This is a genomic window from Sinorhizobium sp. RAC02 (genome assembly GCF_001713395.1).
Taxonomy (GTDB): domain Bacteria; phylum Pseudomonadota; class Alphaproteobacteria; order Rhizobiales; family Rhizobiaceae; genus Shinella.
On record NZ_CP016452.1, the window covers coordinates 93,967 to 109,747 of the forward strand.

15 protein-coding genes are annotated in these 15,781 nt (G+C 63.4%); 6 read left to right on the forward strand and 9 right to left on the reverse strand.

Annotated elements, in window-relative coordinates; translation table 11 throughout:
* Positions 1-3: 3 nt before the first annotated feature.
* From BSY16_RS21570 to BSY16_RS21595, 6 genes are read right to left on the reverse strand one after another with little or no spacing between them, the layout of a single operon-like run.
* Positions 4-1,545 carry a sugar ABC transporter ATP-binding protein gene (locus BSY16_RS21570; RefSeq protein ID WP_286157307.1) on the reverse strand — a complete coding sequence of 514 codons (1,542 nt, stop codon included), beginning with the start codon at positions 1,543-1,545 and terminating at the stop codon, positions 4-6.
* A complete protein-coding gene (locus tag BSY16_RS21575) occupies positions 1,535-2,509 on the reverse strand; it encodes a sugar ABC transporter substrate-binding protein (RefSeq protein WP_069063620.1) in 975 nt (324 codons plus the stop codon). Before BSY16_RS21575 ends, BSY16_RS21570 begins: the two co-directional genes overlap by 11 nt.
* A 23-nt stretch (positions 2,510-2,532) precedes the next feature.
* Positions 2,533-3,489 carry an ABC transporter permease gene (locus BSY16_RS21580; RefSeq protein WP_069061946.1) on the reverse strand — a complete coding sequence of 319 codons (957 nt, stop codon included), beginning with the start codon at positions 3,487-3,489 and terminating at the stop codon, positions 2,533-2,535.
* A 9-nt stretch (positions 3,490-3,498) separates the two neighbouring features.
* Entirely contained in the window at positions 3,499-4,269 is a 771-nt protein-coding gene (locus BSY16_RS21585) for an enoyl-CoA hydratase/isomerase family protein (protein ID WP_069061947.1), read from the reverse strand.
* 8 nt (positions 4,270-4,277) lie between these two features.
* Positions 4,278-5,426 (reverse strand): extracellular solute-binding protein, encoded by a 1,149-nt coding sequence (locus tag BSY16_RS21590; RefSeq protein WP_069061948.1) that lies wholly within the window; start codon positions 5,424-5,426, stop codon positions 4,278-4,280.
* Positions 5,427-5,428: 2 nt separating this feature from the next.
* Positions 5,429-6,622 (reverse strand): CaiB/BaiF CoA transferase family protein, encoded by a 1,194-nt coding sequence (locus BSY16_RS21595; RefSeq protein ID WP_069061949.1) that lies wholly within the window; start codon positions 6,620-6,622, stop codon positions 5,429-5,431.
* Between the two features lie 238 nt (positions 6,623-6,860).
* On the opposite strand from BSY16_RS21595, the gene BSY16_RS21600 reads away from it, so the two are divergent.
* From BSY16_RS21600 to BSY16_RS21625, 6 genes are all read left to right on the forward strand, one after another.
* Positions 6,861-8,057, forward strand: a complete 1,197-nt coding sequence (locus BSY16_RS21600; protein ID WP_069061950.1) for a substrate-binding domain-containing protein — start codon at positions 6,861-6,863, stop codon at positions 8,055-8,057.
* Between the two features lie 74 nt (positions 8,058-8,131).
* Entirely contained in the window at positions 8,132-8,965 is an 834-nt protein-coding gene (locus BSY16_RS21605; RefSeq protein ID WP_083243055.1) for an ATP-binding cassette domain-containing protein, read from the forward strand.
* Positions 8,958-9,719 (forward strand): ATP-binding cassette domain-containing protein, encoded by a 762-nt coding sequence (locus BSY16_RS21610; protein WP_069061951.1) that lies wholly within the window; start codon positions 8,958-8,960, stop codon positions 9,717-9,719. The genes BSY16_RS21605 and BSY16_RS21610 overlap by 8 nt, the downstream gene beginning before the upstream one ends.
* The gene (locus BSY16_RS21615) at positions 9,716-10,693 is read left to right on the forward strand and encodes an ABC transporter permease (protein WP_286157308.1); all 978 of its coding nucleotides are present in this window, start codon (positions 9,716-9,718) and stop codon (positions 10,691-10,693) included. The genes BSY16_RS21610 and BSY16_RS21615 overlap by 4 nt, the downstream gene beginning before the upstream one ends.
* On the forward strand, positions 10,690-11,646 hold the full coding sequence (locus BSY16_RS21620) for an ABC transporter permease (protein ID WP_069061952.1): 957 nt from the start codon (positions 10,690-10,692) through the stop codon (positions 11,644-11,646). The genes BSY16_RS21615 and BSY16_RS21620 overlap by 4 nt, the downstream gene beginning before the upstream one ends.
* 10 nt (positions 11,647-11,656) lie before the next feature.
* Positions 11,657-12,778: a M24 family metallopeptidase gene (locus tag BSY16_RS21625; RefSeq protein WP_069061953.1), complete on the forward strand. Its 1,122-nt coding sequence runs from the start codon at positions 11,657-11,659 to the stop codon at positions 12,776-12,778.
* On the opposite strand, the gene BSY16_RS21630 is transcribed toward BSY16_RS21625, so the two are convergent.
* From BSY16_RS21630 to BSY16_RS21640, 3 genes are all read right to left on the reverse strand, one after another.
* The gene (locus BSY16_RS21630; RefSeq protein ID WP_069061954.1) at positions 12,775-13,764 is read right to left on the reverse strand and encodes a LacI family DNA-binding transcriptional regulator; all 990 of its coding nucleotides are present in this window, start codon (positions 13,762-13,764) and stop codon (positions 12,775-12,777) included. The two genes, BSY16_RS21625 and BSY16_RS21630, sit on opposite strands and share 4 nt — an antisense overlap.
* Before the next feature lie 53 nt (positions 13,765-13,817).
* The gene (locus tag BSY16_RS21635; RefSeq protein WP_069061955.1) at positions 13,818-14,909 is read right to left on the reverse strand and encodes a lactonase family protein; all 1,092 of its coding nucleotides are present in this window, start codon (positions 14,907-14,909) and stop codon (positions 13,818-13,820) included.
* A gap of 78 nt (positions 14,910-14,987) precedes the next feature.
* Positions 14,988-15,779 (reverse strand): SDR family NAD(P)-dependent oxidoreductase, encoded by a 792-nt coding sequence (locus tag BSY16_RS21640; protein ID WP_150130206.1) that lies wholly within the window; start codon positions 15,777-15,779, stop codon positions 14,988-14,990.
* Positions 15,780-15,781: the final 2 nt, after the last annotated feature.

Genomic DNA, 15,781 nt, shown 5'->3' on the forward strand with positions numbered 1-15,781 from the left:
CGATCAATGCTCCCTGAAAGCCAATGTCAATATTCGGTCTTCGCTCATTTCCGCCCGCTCGAGAATACCGGCAAGCCGGCCCTTCGACAGCACCGCCACGCGGTCGCAGAGCGCAAGGATTTCCGGTACCTCGGACGAGGCCATGAGCACGGTCAGGCCCCGTTCGGCAGCCTGCGCGATGATGGTGTACAGATCAGCCTTCGCTCCCACGTCCACGCCATGGGTCGGCTCGTCGAGAAGCAGTAGCTGCGGTTCGGCCATGAGCGCGCGAGCGAAAATGACCTTCTGCTGGTTGCCGCCCGACAGCGTGGAGATCGGTTGCGTGTCGCTCGCCATGCGAATGCCGAGGCTTTTGGTGAAGGCCGCCATGCGGTCCGCCTCCCCGCTGCGATCGGAGAGGAACCGAACGGCGAAACGCCGCAGGCTAGAAATGGCCACATTGTCGCGCACGGAATGTTGCGGGAGGATGCCCGCCGTCTTGCGCCCCTCCGGCACCAGCACCACGCCGCTTTTCACCGCCTCGCTCGGAGAACGAGGCGCAAAGTGCTGCTGATTGAGGGTCAACTGCCCTGATTTCACGGATCTGACGCCATGAATCACATCGAGAAGTTCGGTGCGTCCGGCCCCGACCAGGCCGAACAGGCCGAGGACCTCGCCCCGCCGCACCTCAAGGCTGATGTCCTCGAGATGCGTGCCATCAGAGACGTTCTTCAGCGACAGCGCGACGGTCTTCTCATCGATGGCGCGCGGCTTGTAATCATAAATCGCCGGCTTTCCGGTCATGTCGGCAATGAGCTGTTCCCGGCTTGTCTCTGCCGGTCTGCGCTCGCTGACGATGGCGCCGTTGCGCAGAACCACCAGTCGGTCGCAGAGGCCCAGCGCCTCCTCGAGACGATGCGTGATGAAGATGATCGCCGTGCCGGCATCCCGCGCATTGCGGACGTAGGAGAAGAAGCTCTCTACCTCGTGCGGCGTCAGCGATGAGGTCGGCTCGTCGAGGATCAGCAGGCGCGGCTGGCGCCCGGCCGCCTTGGCGATCTCGATCAACTGCTGCTCGCCGGCGCGAAGCCCGCCCGCTTCCTGCTCAGGGTCGAGTGCCCCGGCGCCGACCCTTTCGAGCAAGGCCTTGGACGAGGCGCGCATCAGCGCTTTGTCGACGAAGCCAAGCGGTGTACGCGGAAAGCGTCCAAGATACAGATTTTCCGCGACCGAAAGTGCCCCGACCACCGAAAGCTCCTGGTGGACGAAGCTGATGCCGGCGGCGATGCCATCGCCGACATTGCCGAACCGCACCGGCTCGCCGGCAAGATCGAAGGTGCCGGAATCGGCCGTGAGGCCGCCGGACAGGATATGCATCAGCGTCGATTTGCCGGCGCCGTTTTCCCCGAGCAACCCGACCACCTCGCCCGGATGGAGATCGAGATCGACGGAATGCAGCACCGCATTGCCGGAAAAGGCCTTTGCGACCGCGCGGGCACGAACGAGCGGCTGACCGTGACCGGCGCGAGGCGCGCCGGTCGTGTTTTCAATGACGTTACTTGGCATCGGCGGGGGTCAGCAGGTTACCGACGACGGGGATGACCTTGGCCGGCGGCTCAGTGCCGGCGGCCAGGTAGTTATAGAGCAGCACGCTTGCATCCAGAGCCTGCTGGTAAGGCGCCTGGTCGAGCAGTCCGACCATCTCGCCGGTCTTGAGATACTGCATGTTGTCAGGCGTATGGTCGAAGCCGACGACACCAACCTTCCCGGTCAGGCCGAGGTCCTTGACGGCCTTCGCCGCGCCGAACGGGCCACCCGCCGTGACATAGACCATCGACAGATCGGGATTGGACGTCATCATGTCCTGAACGAGCGAATAGGCCTCTTCCGCCTTGTCCTTGTTCTCGAACGGGCCGACGATCTGGATATCTGGCGCATTGGCCTTCAGATAGTCGACAGCACCGTTCATGCGCTGGGTGTGCTGAGTGGCGCCGAAATAGCCAGTGATCACGCCGAGCTTGCCCTTGCCGTTCATCTTTTCCTGGATGAACTTGCCGATCTGCTCGCCAGCGGACGTCGCATCCTGGCCGATGAAGGCGAGGCGCTCGGAGGGAGCGGCCCCTTCCGCGACGATGTTGAAGACCGGCACGCCGGCTTCCGTCGCCTCGTTGATGATGCGGGCCGTGCCGTCGAAGATCGGAACGACCACGATGCCGTTATACTGCTTGGCCAGCGCGCCCTCGATACCGGCGACGACCGCTTCGGCCGAAAGCTCGTTGCCGAGATCGACGAAATCGACCGTAGCGTTGAAACCCTTCAGATAGTCGTTGGCGGCCTTGGCGCCGTCGGTCACCGGGGTCCAGAACGGATTGTTCTGGAATGACAGGAAGGCAATCTTGATCGGCCCCTTCGTGTTTTCGGCGGCGGCGACCGTGCCGCCCTTCGGCGGTTCCGCCGCGTTCGCCACGGAAAATACCGATGCGACACCGAATGCGGCCGCAGCCGTCAATTTCGTGATTTTTCTGATCATGTTCATCTCCTCCACTGGGTTGATCAATCGTCTTCGCTGCCGCGCTGCAGGCCGTCCAACGCCACGGCGAAGATGATCACCAACCCCTTGGTGACGACCTGCCAGTAGGCGGAAATGCCGAGCAGCACGAAAGCATTGTTGAGCAGCGCCATCAGCAGCGCGCCGATGACGACGCCCGCAATCGAGCCCCGACCGCCGCTGAGCGCCGTGCCGCCGAGGATGACTGCGGCGATAACGTCGAGTTCGTAGCCGACGCCGAGATTGGGATCAGCGCTTGCCAGGTTGCCGGACAGGATGATTCCGCCGAGACCGGCCAGTAGGCCGCAGAAGGCGAAAATGAAGAGGCGCGTCGCCTTCAGATCGACGCCTGCGAGGCGCGACGCCTTCGGATTGTCGCCGATCGCGTAAATCTCGCGGCCGCGCACCGTGCGCACGGAAAAGACATGCACGACGACGGCCAGAACAATCATCAGCAGGAAGGAGACCGGGATGCCGGCGATGCGGCCCGCGCCGACGAATTCGGCAAAGCCGCCCATCGGAACCGGAATGCCGCCCGTCATCAGGAGCGCGATACCGCGCGCGACCGACAGGGTGCCGAGCGTGGCGATGAACGGATTGATCTTCAGCCGCGTATAGAGCAGGCCGTTGACGATGCCGCAGCCGAGGCCGGTGAGAAGACCCGCGATGAGGCCGACGCTTTCCAGCCCCGTATCCCTGATGACGACGGCCGCGACCACGGCAGAAAGGCCGATGACCGAACCGACCGACAGATCGATGCCGCGGCCGATGATGACCAGCGCCTGGCCGAGCGCCACGATGGCGACGACCGACGCCTGCCTGCCGATGTTCAAAAGATTGCGCGGCGCGAGAAAATACTCGCTTGCAAAGGAAAGATAGGCGGCGACTACGAAAAGCATCAGGAGAACCGATGCTTCGCGGTGGCGCCCGAGACGCTTGAGCGTGGAAAGTCCCGTATTCATGGCGCGCTCCTATCGCCGCCGGAAGACCGGCGGGCGCTTCTCCTTGAAGGCCTGGCGGCCTTCCTGGGCGTCGGCGGTCGCAAAGCAGATCGTCTGGAGGTCGCGCTCGTATTCGACAGCCTTTTCATGTGGCATCGAGGCTGCGGCCTTGAGGTTGAGCTTGGCGGTTTCCGCCGCGATCGGCGCGCGGGAGGCGATCGTTTCCGCGATGGCCCGTGCCCGCGGCAGCAGGTCCTCGGAACTCACCACATCGCTGACGAGGCCCCATTGCTGCGCCTTGTCCGCGCTGACGGGATCGCCCGTCATGATCATCAATGCCGCATTCGACGGGCCGATCGAATGTGCGAGGCCTGCCGCCATGCCACCGCCACCGATCCAGCCGAGCTTGATTTCGGGCGCGGCGAACTGCGCGTTGGACGAGGCGATGCGAATGTCGCAGGCCATGGCCGTTTCGAGCCCGCCGCCGAAGGCATAACCGTTGACGGCGGCGATCGTCGGCTTCAGCAGCGCGTGAATGGCATCGCAATAGTCCTCGCGGTTGCGGAACTGCCAGGGCGTCTCGTAAGTATCCAGTTCGCGGATATCGGAGCCCGCACAGAACGCGCGCGTGCCGGCACCCGTCAGGATGACGCAGCGGATCGTGTCACTGTCGTTGCATTCCTCGACCGCCGCCACGATGGCCTCGGCCATTTCGGGCGTGACGGCGTTCAGCTTGGCCGGGCGGTTCAGGGTGATCGTCGCGATCGCGCCGTCCACCTCGAAAATGATCTCCTCCGTCATGTCGTCTCCTATCGCTCCTCACCGCCACGCCTGTGGGCGCGGTAGAGGTCCTGCAGTTGGGCGAGCACGCTCGCGGCCGCCGCGTTTGTTTCGAATGCGTCGCGCAAGAGCGCGGATGCCTTGCTCTGGAAGGCGATGTAGCCTTCATGGCGCGGGCGCACGTAAGCCACCTCGATTGTCTCCGCCGTCTGACGGTAGAAGCCGTTCCAGCGCCGGTTGACGCCATTGTCGAACCAGGCCTCCCGCCGCGAAGGCTGGCCGTCATGGGCGGGAATGAAATTGATCTGCGCGTCACGGCTCATCAGCCAGAGCAGATGCGCCTTCAGTTCCGGGCTTGGATCGCAACGCTTCGAGATGCCGATGCCGGTTCCGCCGAGCGTGGAGCCGGGGCGACCGCCCGCGACACGGCGCGGCGCATTCGCAAAGGCGACCGGCTTTCCGACATCGGGCGCCGAGTAGTTCACATAGCCATAGACGAGCGGGCACAGCACCACGTCATCAGACGCGGCCATATGGCCGAGAATGCCGATCGGGTTCTTTTCCCTGACGACACGCGGGCTGCGCGACGCCAGTTCCGCCATCAGGTCATAGACCGCAGTCCCGGCTTCTGCGGAGATCAGGACATCCGGGTCCGCTTCGGCCGGCGGCTCGCCATAGGCGGCGGCAATCGACAGGAAACTCAGGGCCGCATGCGGCCCTGCCAGCGACAGGGCGACCTTGCTGGTACGGCGGGAAAGATCGGCAACGGCCGCCCAGGTCTCCAGTGCGGCGCCTTCGACGAGATCGGCGCGCAGCGCCATTACCTGTGTCGCAGCATCCAGCGGCAATGCCCAATGCTGGCCGGCATAGCGATAGCTCGACAGGGACGGACCGATGCTTTCGGCGGCAAGCGCCTCGACCACATCGGCACCGAACACGCTTTCGAGCGATTGCAGGCATTCACCGCCGACCGCTTCGCCGACATGCGGATGGTCGAGGACGACGAGATCGTAACGCGCGCAGAGGTCGGCGATCGGATGCGACTCGAACCCTTCGAGCGGCTGCTTTTCCCATTGGATATCGAGGCCGGCCGCGATGACCTCGTCCCGCTTTGCGGCTGCGGCGAGTGCGTTGAACCCGCGCGGATGTTCCCAGGTCAGTGCCTTGATCGTCGCCATGGTCAGATCGTTCCCGTCGCGACGGCGCCATTCGCCACGAGCGCGGCGATCGCCGCATCGTCGTAGCCGGCCTCCTTCAGCAGTTCGTGCGTGTGCTGGCCGGTAACGGGCGCGCCCCGCTCGACGGTGGACGGGGTTTTAGAAAACTTGATCGGGAAGCCCGGCGTCTTGACCCGGCCTTCCGTCGGATGGTCGTAATCGACGAAGGTGCCGTTGTGCTTGATCTGCTCGTCCTCGACGAGATCGGCATAGCCGTAGACCGGGCCGCACCAGATATCGGCGGCGCGCAGCAATTCGAGCCACTCGGCCGAGGACCGGGCCTTCAGCCGGTCGCGGGTCTTGGCGAAAATTTCGTCGCGCCGTGCCCAGCTATCGACCTCGTCGTCCATCGTCAGGAAACTGTCTTCACCGATCACCTCACCCAGCGTTTTCAGCTTCGGGAAGGCGACGATGATAAAACCGTCGCTGGTGGCGAAGGCGCCGTAGGGTGCGCGGATGTAGACATGGGCATGCGGCTCGGCGGAGCGTTGCTGCGGTTTGCCGCCCACCGTGAAGACCGAAAGCTCCTGCATCTGGATCGTCGTGATGGCATCCAGCATGTTGACCTGCACAAGCTGGCCCTCACCGGTCCGTTCACGATGAAACAGTGCGGCAAGCGCGCCTTCGAAGGCCGTATAAGCTGTGATCGCATCAACGAGATACTGACCGGCGGCCGTCGGCGGCTCGCCCTCACGGCCGGCCGACAGCATGGCGCCGGACATACCTTGGAGAACGAGATCCTGTCCCGGACGGTTCACATAGGGGCCGTCTTCGCCATAGCCCGACATCGACACATAGACGAGTCGCGGATTGATCTTCGACAGCGTTTCGTAATCGACGCCGAGGCGCTTGGCGACGCCGGGACGATAGTTCTGCAGGAAGACGTCAGCCGTCTTCACGAGATCCAGCAAGACCTTCTTGCCGTCGTCCGACTTGAGGTCGACGGCAAGCGAACGCTTGTTTCGATTGAGCGACAAAAACGAGACGTTGACGCGATTACCGCCAGCGCCGCCGGCCGCGACATGGCGTTGCCATTCACCCGTCGTCGGCTCGACCTTTACCACGTCCGCCCCCAGATCGCCAAGCCGCTGGGCCGCAAACGGTCCCGCCATGGCGATAGAGCAATCCAGAACTCTGATACCCGACAAAACACCCATATTCGGTCGCTCTCCTGCAAGTCTTTAAGTTGGCGGGAACTTAGCGGATAAATTTGGCCTGTCCAGAGTGAGCGCTAACTATTTTTGAATTGCGCCGGCAAAATTATCGCATCATAATCGCAGTTATCAAGCGCGACCTAATGAGCGCTAACTTTGACATTGACCAACGGATACATGATGAATAGATAATTCATTGGTAAAGGTGGAGCGGCCCAAGTGCCGCTGGAGGAGGAAATCAATGAAGACGTTTCAATCAGGCTTTCGCCTGAGCTTGCTTGCCGCCGCGCTGCTTTCGTCGGCCGCAGTACCCGCATACTCAGACGCCCGGTCCGATGCATTGCAGGCTCTGCCGGAAAACGTGCGTGCGCTCTACACCGACGCCGTCGATGTGGCGCAGGGCGCACTCGCCGACTTCAAAGCACCAGCCAAGCCGTGGCGCTGGTGCCATTCGGAATCCTATATGGGCAATCCCTGGCGCGTGACCTTCAATGACGAGCTCGCCCGTCTCGTCAACGGCGCCAAGGAAGCCGGCGACGTCTCGGAGTTCATCGTTTCCGACTCCAACGGCGACGCCACGCAGCAGATCTCGCAGATCCGCTCCTTCATCGAACGCGGCTGCTCGGTCATCACAACGATTGCCGGCTCCTCGACGGCGCTCAATGCCGTCATCGAAGACGCGCAGAAGGCAGGCATTCCCGTCATCACGTCCGCAGGCGCGGTGACGACGCCCGCTGCCATCAATGTCATGCACAACCAGAACCTCTGGGGCTACCAGATGGGCAAGGGCATAGCCGAGGCACTGCCCAATGGCGGCACCATCCTTCAGGTCGAAGGCATTTCCGGTCACCCGCTGGTGCAGCAGGAAAATGCAGGCCTCGACAAGGCCGTTGCCGAAAGCGGCAATCTGACGATTGCCCGCAAGGTGAGCGGCGAATGGACCGGCACGACCACCAAGTCCGCCGTTCTGCAGGCGCTGGCAACGACGCCGCAGCAGATCGATGCGGTGTGGTCCACCGGCAGCGAGGCCCGCTTCATTGCCGAGGCCTTTCAGCAGGCCGGCCGGCCTCTCCCGCTGATCGCAGGCTCCATTTCGGGCGATGCGCTCGGCTTCTGGCACGAAAACCAGGACACCTTTAAATTCTACGGCGGCGAGGTCTCGCCGCATGTTGCCGCGCAGAACGCGTTCCGCGTCGCCCTGCGCATCATCGAAGGCCAGAAGCCGATCGTGAACACGATCATCGCCCCGATGCCCACCATCACGCAGGCCGACCTGCCGACCTGGTACAAGGACTGCATGAAGCCGGATTCGGCCGCGATCTTCCCGATCCCGCCGCAGGACCCGTTCTCGGAAGAGCTGCTCAACGGCTATTTCTCGAGCGGCCAGGCTACGCCGCTCTACGATTTCGCCAAGGTCCCTGCCTCCTGCGCGAAGTAATCGCCTGTGCGAGGACCACCGCCGGATGCCCGGCGGTGGTCCCGCCGCGTTCGGCAATGAGAAGGCTGCTGTGAATGCTTGCTACGACACATCCGCAATCCGGACTGGCGGTCGCGACGTCCCGGATCCATCGCGTCGTCGCCGAGAACGGCGGGGCAACGCCCCATCGCGGGGGCAGCGTCGAGCTCTCGGTCAGCCACCTGACCAAGCGCTATGGCGAGACGTTGGCCCTCAGCGACGCATCCGTAACGTTCACGGCCGGCATCCACACGATCCTTGGCGAGAACGGCTCCGGCAAGAGCACAATGCTCAAGATCCTCTCCGGCGTCGTTGCGCAAAGCGAGGGCACCGTTTCCCTGAACGGTCTCGCGATCAACCCGCGCACGCCGCGCGACATGCACGATCTCGGCCTTTCCACGGTCTTCCAGGAAGTGCTGATCGCGCCACATCGCACGGTTATCGAAAACATCTTTCTCGGTTATGACGGCCCGCTCAAGCGGCGGATCGCGAAATCCGCGCGCGCGCCGCTCGCCCAGGCGCTGCTTGCCGAAATCTCGCGCTTCCCCATTCCGTTGTCGGCGCCAGCCGGCGAACTGCCGCTTGCCTGCCAGCAACTCATCGTTCTCGCCCGCGCCCTCGTCCGCCTGCCGTCCATCCTGTTGCTCGACGAGGCGACGGCCGCCCTCGACTATGCCGACCGCGATCTCGTCTTCAATGCGATCGAAAACTATGCGGCTGCCGGGAACATCGTCATCTTCATTTCGCACCGTCTTGAAGAGGTGCGCCGTCTGTCCGACCGCGTCACCGTGCTCAGAAGCGGACACATCGTCGAAACGCTCGAGCGGGACGGCATTACCGCCGAGAGGCTCCTGAAGCTCATGGCCCCGGAGGCGGCGATCCATGCCTGACGACACCACCCTTCTGCGCTACGACAACCTCGTCCTCGCGCCCGGAAGGGCGCCGCTGTCCGGTGCCATCCGTGCCGGCGAGATCACCGGCATCGCGGGCCTCGAAGGCCATGGGCAGGAGCAATTCCTGTTGGCACTGGCCGGCCTCGGCCGGATCCGCGAAGGCGCGATTACCGTCGAGACGACAGATCGCGGCCCGCTCGGCTATCGCGATCACTACGAAGCGGCGCGGCACGGCGTTGTCTTTCTGCCGCGCGACCGGCGGGCGACCGGCATTTTCCCCGTGCTCTCCGTGCTGGACAATTTCGCAATACCGTCCATGCCGCGTTTTTCACTGGCCGGCATTCTAAACCGCAAGCGCCTGAAGGACGAACTCGCCGCCTATACGGACTTCCTGTCGATCCGCTATCCCTCGGCCGATGCACCGATTTCAGCACTCAGCGGCGGAAACCAGCAGAAGGTACTGCTGGCGCGCCTGCTCGCGCTCAAGCCGCGCGTCATGCTGCTCAACGACCCGACGCGCGGTGTCGATCTTAACACGCGCCTGAAATTCTACGAAGCATTCCGCAAGCTTGCGGCCGAAAACGGCATCGCCCTTGTCATCCTCTCCAGCGAGATCGAGGAAATCCTCACGCTTTGCGACACGGTCTCGATCTTCCGGGATTTCGAATGCAGCACGGTTCTCGACCGCGCCTCCATGTCGATGGACCGCGTCATGGCCGCCATGTTCGGCCAGGAAGGAGCACAGGCATGAGCATCGATCCGATGACATTTAACAAACCACGCTTCTGGGATCGCAGCGAAACACGCCTCGCAGCGATCCTTTTCGTTGTACTCATTCTGCTCAACGCCGTCCTCAACCCCGTTCGGTTCTCGCCGGCAAACTGGCCGACCGTGCTCGGCCTCGCCGCCCCGATGATCCTTGCAACCATGGCGACGACGCTGCCGTTCCTCGCCGGTCGCGGCTCCATCGATGTATCGGTCGGTCCACTTATGGGCCTCATCAACGTCATCCTCATCAAGGTGGTCATCGGTGATCTCGGCATATCCTCGCCCTGGATCATCGCTCCGGCCGCTCTCCTGCTCGGGCTTGCCTCCGGTGCCCTGAACGGCTTCCTGGCCGCGATCCTGCGCATCCAGCCGATCGTTGCGACCCTCGCCACCTATCTTATCTATAGCGGCCTTGCGCTCTCCATTCTGCCCTCGCCCTCCGGCACCGTACCGGGATGGCTGTCTGCGCTATCAGGCCCATTGTCCTTCATCCCCGTCGGTGTCGTCATCGTCGCCTGGCTCTTCTTCAAGCGGTTGCCATTCTACGAGCTTCTGATGGCCGTCGGCAGCGATGATCGCGCCGCGTTTACCGCCGGGGTGAACGTGCCCGTCATCCGGTTCTTCGCCTATGTGTTTTCCGGTCTGGTTGCCGGTGTCGCGGCCCTTGCGCTAACCGCGTTGATCGGTTCCGGCGACCCGAACATCGGGCCCGGCTATACGCTGATCGCCATTGCGGCGGCCGCCCTCGGCGGCGTCAGTCTCGCCGGCGGCGTCGGCGGGCTGGCGGCAGCCTTCATCGGCGCGGCCGATATCTTCCTGCTGCAGAACGTGCTGACCTCCTTCAACGTCTCCACCTTCATGCTGCAGGCCGCCTATGGCGTCGTGCTGGTGCTCGCCGTTTGCCTCAATTCCGAAACGCTCAAAGCACGGTTCCAGACCTGGAAGGCCAGCCGATGACGACCGCCCTCTTCTCCAACCGCGCCCTGATCGCCTTCATCGGCGTGGTCGTCGTCTTCCTGCTCGGAACGATCTTCATTCCGGGCTTCGGCAGCGCATTCTCGGTGCGTGCCATGCTGATCCTGGCATCGCTCTTGGCGATCGCCGCCCTGGGCCAGACGCTCGTCATGATCCTCGGCGGCATCGACCTTTCGATCCCCTTCGTGATCGGTTTCGCCAACGTCGTCTTCGCCAGCCTCTATGGCAGCGGCATGCCGGCTTTACCGGCCTTTCTCATCGTCATCGCCTGCGCTGGCGCAATCGGCGCGGTGTCCGGCGCGCTATCGGCTGGCCTCTCGATCCACCCGCTGATCGTCACGCTCGGCGTCGGCACGATCGTTCAAGCCGTTGTGCAGCTTTGGACACGCGGCCTTCCGACTGGCTCGGCGCCGCCGTTTATCAATGACTTCGTGTCGCTCGGCGGAACGATCGGCCCACTGCCCTTTCCCTGGCTGATCCCGTTCACGCTCGCGCTGACACTCGGATGCGTCTTTGTCTTGCAGCGAACGGTCTACGGCCGTCGCCTCTATGCGCTCGGCTCCAACCTGAAGGCGGCGGAACTTGCCCTCGTGCGACCGGTTGCGATGTGGACGACGACGTTTGCACTCAGCGCGGCCTTCGCCGCACTTGCGGGCATCCTGCTTGTCGGATTTACCGGTTCATCGAGCGCAACCGTTGGGACGCCCTATCTGTTCCAGACGGTTTCAGCGGTGGTGATCGGCGGCACCGCGCTGATCGGCGGACGCGGCGGTTTCGTCGGCACGGTCGCCGGCGCCATCGTCCTCGTCGAACTGCGCACGCTGCTGATCGGCTTTGGCCTGTCGGAAGCGCTGGTCCAGTCCGCACTCGGCCTGTTGATCCTCCTGCTGGTTGCGGCTTACGGACGCGACCAGCATATCCGCAATCTGATCTGAGGAGAGGCCCATGGACGAACGGCTCGCAAAAACCATCGCCGCGATCAGGCAGTCCGGCGCGGACTGGGGCCTCTTTACCAGTCCCGACGGCGTCGCCTATGCGCTTGGCCATATTTCCGGCATCGAGGCCGGCCCTTCGCCCTTCGCAGGAGGCCCCAGCCTCGGCATCGTCGGTGTGAACGGTGAAACCGGGCTGCTCGTCACCAATCTGGAGGCGGGAACCGGCAGTTGGGCCGATCTCGTCGTCACCTACACGGGCTTCTCGTTTAAGGAGCCGACCAATATCTTCGCGAACTATGTTTCGGAGGCGAAGGCCCTGCTGCAACGCCTCAAGGTCGGTGGAAAAATCGCGGTCGAGCACCACGCTCTACCCGCTTCGATCCTCCCGCTGCTGGAAGGCAATCCTATTGTTCCCGTAGAACCGGCCTTCCGGCGCCAGCGCGCCATCAAGACCAAAACCGAAATCGCCCTCTTGCGCGAAGCGGGGCTGACGGCCTCAGAGGGCCAGAAGGCGTTCCTTTCAACGACCCGTGGCGGGATGAGTGAACTTGACGTGTTCGCCGCCGTCCGCCTGGCCATGGAAACCCGGGCCGGCGAACGACTGCCGGTGACCGGCGACCTGATCTCCGGACGCGAGCGTACGTCGCGATTCATGGGGTGGCCAGGCAACCGCATCCTCGAAAGAGGCGATCCGCTGATCTGCGATCTCGCACCGCGCGTCGCCGGTTACTGGGGCGACAGCTGTGCATCAGCGATGATCGGGCAACCGTCGTCCGGCTTCGAAACGCTCTTCAGCGCCGCCCGCACCGCATTGGACCTGGCGATGGAAACCGTTCGTCCGGGGCTCGGTATCGACGCGCTCGACCAGAGCCTGCAGGCAGCGATCACCCGGCATGGCTATTCCTATGCGCACCATTCCGGTCACTCGATCGGCACGGGCGTGCATGAATGGCCGCGCCTCGTCGCCTATGAACGCGAGACGCTGAAAGAAGACATGGTGATCATGGTGGAGCCGACCGCGCTTGATCCGGAAATCGGCGGCGTGCGGCTCGAATATATGCTGCGCGTGACGGCAACCGGCTGCGAGGTGCTCACCGATTTCGAGCACCGGCCGGAAATTCCGGCATTCTAGCCGCTGTCGCGGATCATCAGCTTGAAGCCCATATCGATGAGCGTGGTTTCGGATTCGATGCCGCGCATGCCCTCCAGAAGAAGACGCCCGGCCTCGCGGCCGATTTCCGCCGAGGGCACCGAGACCGTCGTCAGCGATGGGATGAGATGCCGGGCAAGTTCGAAGTCGCCGAAGCCGGTAATGGCAAGGCGCTCCGGCACCTTCAGGCCGATGCGCACGCTTTCCTGTAGCGCGCCCGAGGCGATGATATCGCTCGAGAACATCACGGCATCGGCTTCGGGATAGCGCGCGAGTGCCTTGCGCAGCAGGTCCGCTCCGGAGGCCATGGTCAAAGGCAGGTCGCGTGATATGGAAATGCGCGGCGTCTTGCCGGGAAAGAGTTCTTCCATGACTGCGGCAAAGCCATCCCGCCGCTCGGCCGCGCGGCTGTCGCCCTTGCGCAGTACGCCGGCAAAGACGATGTTCGTCCGGCCGGAGCGCACGAGATGCCGCGCCATCTCGGAAATGGCCGCCGTATTGGAAAAGCCGACGAGCCGGTCGATCGGCTTTTCCGTCATGTCCCACCCCTCGACGACCGGAATGCCGGCGCGTTTCAGCATGGCCACGCTGGCGCGGGTATGGTGCGTGCCGATCAGAAACACACCATCCGGCCGCCGCCCGAGCAGGCTGCGGATCACTTCCTCCTCGCGGTCCAGCCGGTAATCGGTATTGCCGAGAAAGATCTGGTAGCCTTCGCGATGCAGGACCTCGGAGAAATGCTGCATCGTCTCGGCGAAGACGGAGGCCGAGAGTGTCGGAATGACGGCGGCGACGGTGTTGCTCTTGTGCGAAGCGAGGTGGCTTGCCGCGAGATTGTGGACGTAATGCGTCTTCCGGATCGCGTCGTCGATTGTCTTGCGGTTTTCCGGCGTTACCGTGTCGGGAAAGCGCAGCGCGCGCGAAACCGTCTGCATGGAGACGCCGGCAGCGGCAGCGACATCCGCCATCGTCACTCCGGAGCCCTTTCGACGGCCTCGTTTTGCCGGCTGCTTTTCGTCCGTCACAGGATGAAGGGCCTCACGCATACCGGGGTGCCGATCTCGATGCGCTTTCCGCTGTCCGTCAGCGCACCCGTCTCTTCGTTCCGCCGGAAGATCACGATTGCATCACCATTCTGGTTGGCGACCAGCACATGGCGGCCGCTCGGCGTGAGCGCGAAATTGCGGGGCGTCTTGCCGCCCGAAGGGATGATGTCCTGCAGCGCCAACTGTCCCGTCGTCTGATCGACCATGAAACACGCTATACTGTCCTCGCCCCGGTTGGAACAATAGAGGAAACGCCCGTCGGGCGACAGATGAATGTCGGCACCATGGGATTCCACGCCGGGCCGGATGGTCGGCAGCGTCTGCTCCACCGTCATTTTGCCGGCCTGGCGCAGGACGAAAGTCACGGTGGAATCCAGTTCGTTGGAAACATAGACGAAACGACCGTTCGCGTGTTGCGCGATATGGCGAGGTCCGGCGCCTGCGGGCAATGCCACACTGGCGACCTGCGCGAGCTTGCCGTCACCGGAGATCTTGTACTCTGCAACCTGGTCAAGGCCGAGATCGGCAACCAGCACCGCACCGCCCTCCGGAACCTCGCTTACCATGTGGGCATGCGGTCGTTCCTGCCGGTCGGCGACCGGGCCGAGTGGACCATCGAGCCGCACCGATGCCACCGCCGGCGCAAGACCGCCATCCTCCCGGATCGGGAATACCGCCACCGACTGGTCCGGCCCATCACCGCCCATCGAATAGTTAGCGACCAGCACGACGCGCCGGTCACGCGACACCATGTTATGCGCCGCGATGCTGCCGAGCGTCGGCTGCTTGTTGAGATAGGTCAGTGCGTTCGTTTCAGGCGAAAAGCGGAAGGCGCTGACCGTGCCTTCATGCCAGCCGAACACCTCCGAATTGGCATAGACGACACCGGAGACCGCATCGACGCTGAGGAATGTGGGATTGTCGATGGTCGACGTGCCGGCAAGGCGCGCCCATTCCAACGCGTCCTCGTCGAAGGAGAAGATGGTAAGGCCCTCACCGCGTGCGCCCTGGAAATAGGGCGCCTCGCGATTGAGCGATCCGACTGCAAGGTAGAGTGACTGGCTCACGCGAAAACTCCAGGGCGATAGGCATCATGGGCACGGCCATGCCCTGCGCCCCGACATGGCATATTCGCAACCGCAGCGCTAGTTCATCACCCAGCCGCCATCGACGTTCAGCGTCTGTCCGGTGATGAAGCCGGCGGCGTCGGAGGCGAGGAACATCAGGGCGTTGGCGATGTCGCTGGCGCTGCCGCGCCGCTTGATCGCCTGATGATCCAGTACGAAGCGGGTATAGCCCTCCGGATCGGGATGAATCTTTTCCGCATCCGTCGGGAAAGCGCCGGGCGACACCGCATTGACCGTAATGCCATGGGCGCCGAATTCACGCGCCCAGGCGCGTGCAAGACCGATGAGCGCGCCCTTAGACTGGACGTAAGGCGAGAGATTGGCCCATCCGCCATTGGACGTGACACTGGCGATGTTGATGATACGACCCCAGCCGCGATCGCGCATATGCGGCAAGGCGACCTGAACACAGACGATGCCCGCATCCACATTGATGCGCTGGACCCGCTGCATTTCCTCGATCGAATAGTCCTCGAAGGGTTTCGAAGGATAGATCGCGGCATTGTTGATGACCACGTCGAACCCGCCGGCCTCGCGCGAAATATCTTCCAGGCACGAACGCAGGGCCGAAAGATCGGAAAGATCGATGGCCCGGATCACCAGGTTTTCGAGGCCCTCCTTGTTGGCGGATGCCTGCAAGGCGGCATTCTTTGCGGGATCGTTGTCGAGCGCGACAACCGTCGCCCCGGCCCGAAGGAAATTCAGCGTCGTTTCCGCACCAAGCCCACCAGCCGCGCCGGTATACAGAATGACTTTGCCGGCAACCGAGATCATGGGGGTTTCCTTCTGCACTAGCTGCTTCGCCTGCATGT

What these genes read in the sequence shown, in the direction of transcription:
- BSY16_RS21570 (WP_286157307.1), bottom strand. Translation starts at nt 1,545, where the DNA reads ATGCCAAGTAACGTCATTGAAAACACGACCGGCGCGCCTCGCGCCGGT.
- BSY16_RS21575 (WP_069063620.1), bottom strand. Translation starts at nt 2,509, where the DNA reads ATGATCAGAAAAATCACGAAATTGACGGCTGCGGCCGCATTCGGTGTC.
- BSY16_RS21580 (WP_069061946.1), bottom strand. Translation starts at nt 3,489, where the DNA reads ATGAATACGGGACTTTCCACGCTCAAGCGTCTCGGGCGCCACCGCGAA.
- BSY16_RS21585 (WP_069061947.1), bottom strand. Translation starts at nt 4,269, where the DNA reads ATGACGGAGGAGATCATTTTCGAGGTGGACGGCGCGATCGCGACGATC.
- BSY16_RS21590 (WP_069061948.1), bottom strand. Translation starts at nt 5,426, where the DNA reads ATGGCGACGATCAAGGCACTGACCTGGGAACATCCGCGCGGGTTCAAC.
- BSY16_RS21595 (WP_069061949.1), bottom strand. Translation starts at nt 6,622, where the DNA reads ATGGGTGTTTTGTCGGGTATCAGAGTTCTGGATTGCTCTATCGCCATG.
- BSY16_RS21600 (WP_069061950.1), top strand. Translation starts at nt 6,861, where the DNA reads ATGAAGACGTTTCAATCAGGCTTTCGCCTGAGCTTGCTTGCCGCCGCG.
- BSY16_RS21605 (WP_083243055.1), top strand. Translation starts at nt 8,132, where the DNA reads ATGCTTGCTACGACACATCCGCAATCCGGACTGGCGGTCGCGACGTCC.
- BSY16_RS21610 (WP_069061951.1), top strand. Translation starts at nt 8,958, where the DNA reads ATGCCTGACGACACCACCCTTCTGCGCTACGACAACCTCGTCCTCGCG.
- BSY16_RS21615 (WP_286157308.1), top strand. Translation starts at nt 9,716, where the DNA reads ATGAGCATCGATCCGATGACATTTAACAAACCACGCTTCTGGGATCGC.
- BSY16_RS21620 (WP_069061952.1), top strand. Translation starts at nt 10,690, where the DNA reads ATGACGACCGCCCTCTTCTCCAACCGCGCCCTGATCGCCTTCATCGGC.
- BSY16_RS21625 (WP_069061953.1), top strand. Translation starts at nt 11,657, where the DNA reads ATGGACGAACGGCTCGCAAAAACCATCGCCGCGATCAGGCAGTCCGGC.
- BSY16_RS21630 (WP_069061954.1), bottom strand. Translation starts at nt 13,764, where the DNA reads ATGGCGGATGTCGCTGCCGCTGCCGGCGTCTCCATGCAGACGGTTTCG.
- BSY16_RS21640 (WP_150130206.1), bottom strand. Translation starts at nt 15,779, where the DNA reads ATGCAGGCGAAGCAGCTAGTGCAGAAGGAAACCCCCATGATCTCGGTT.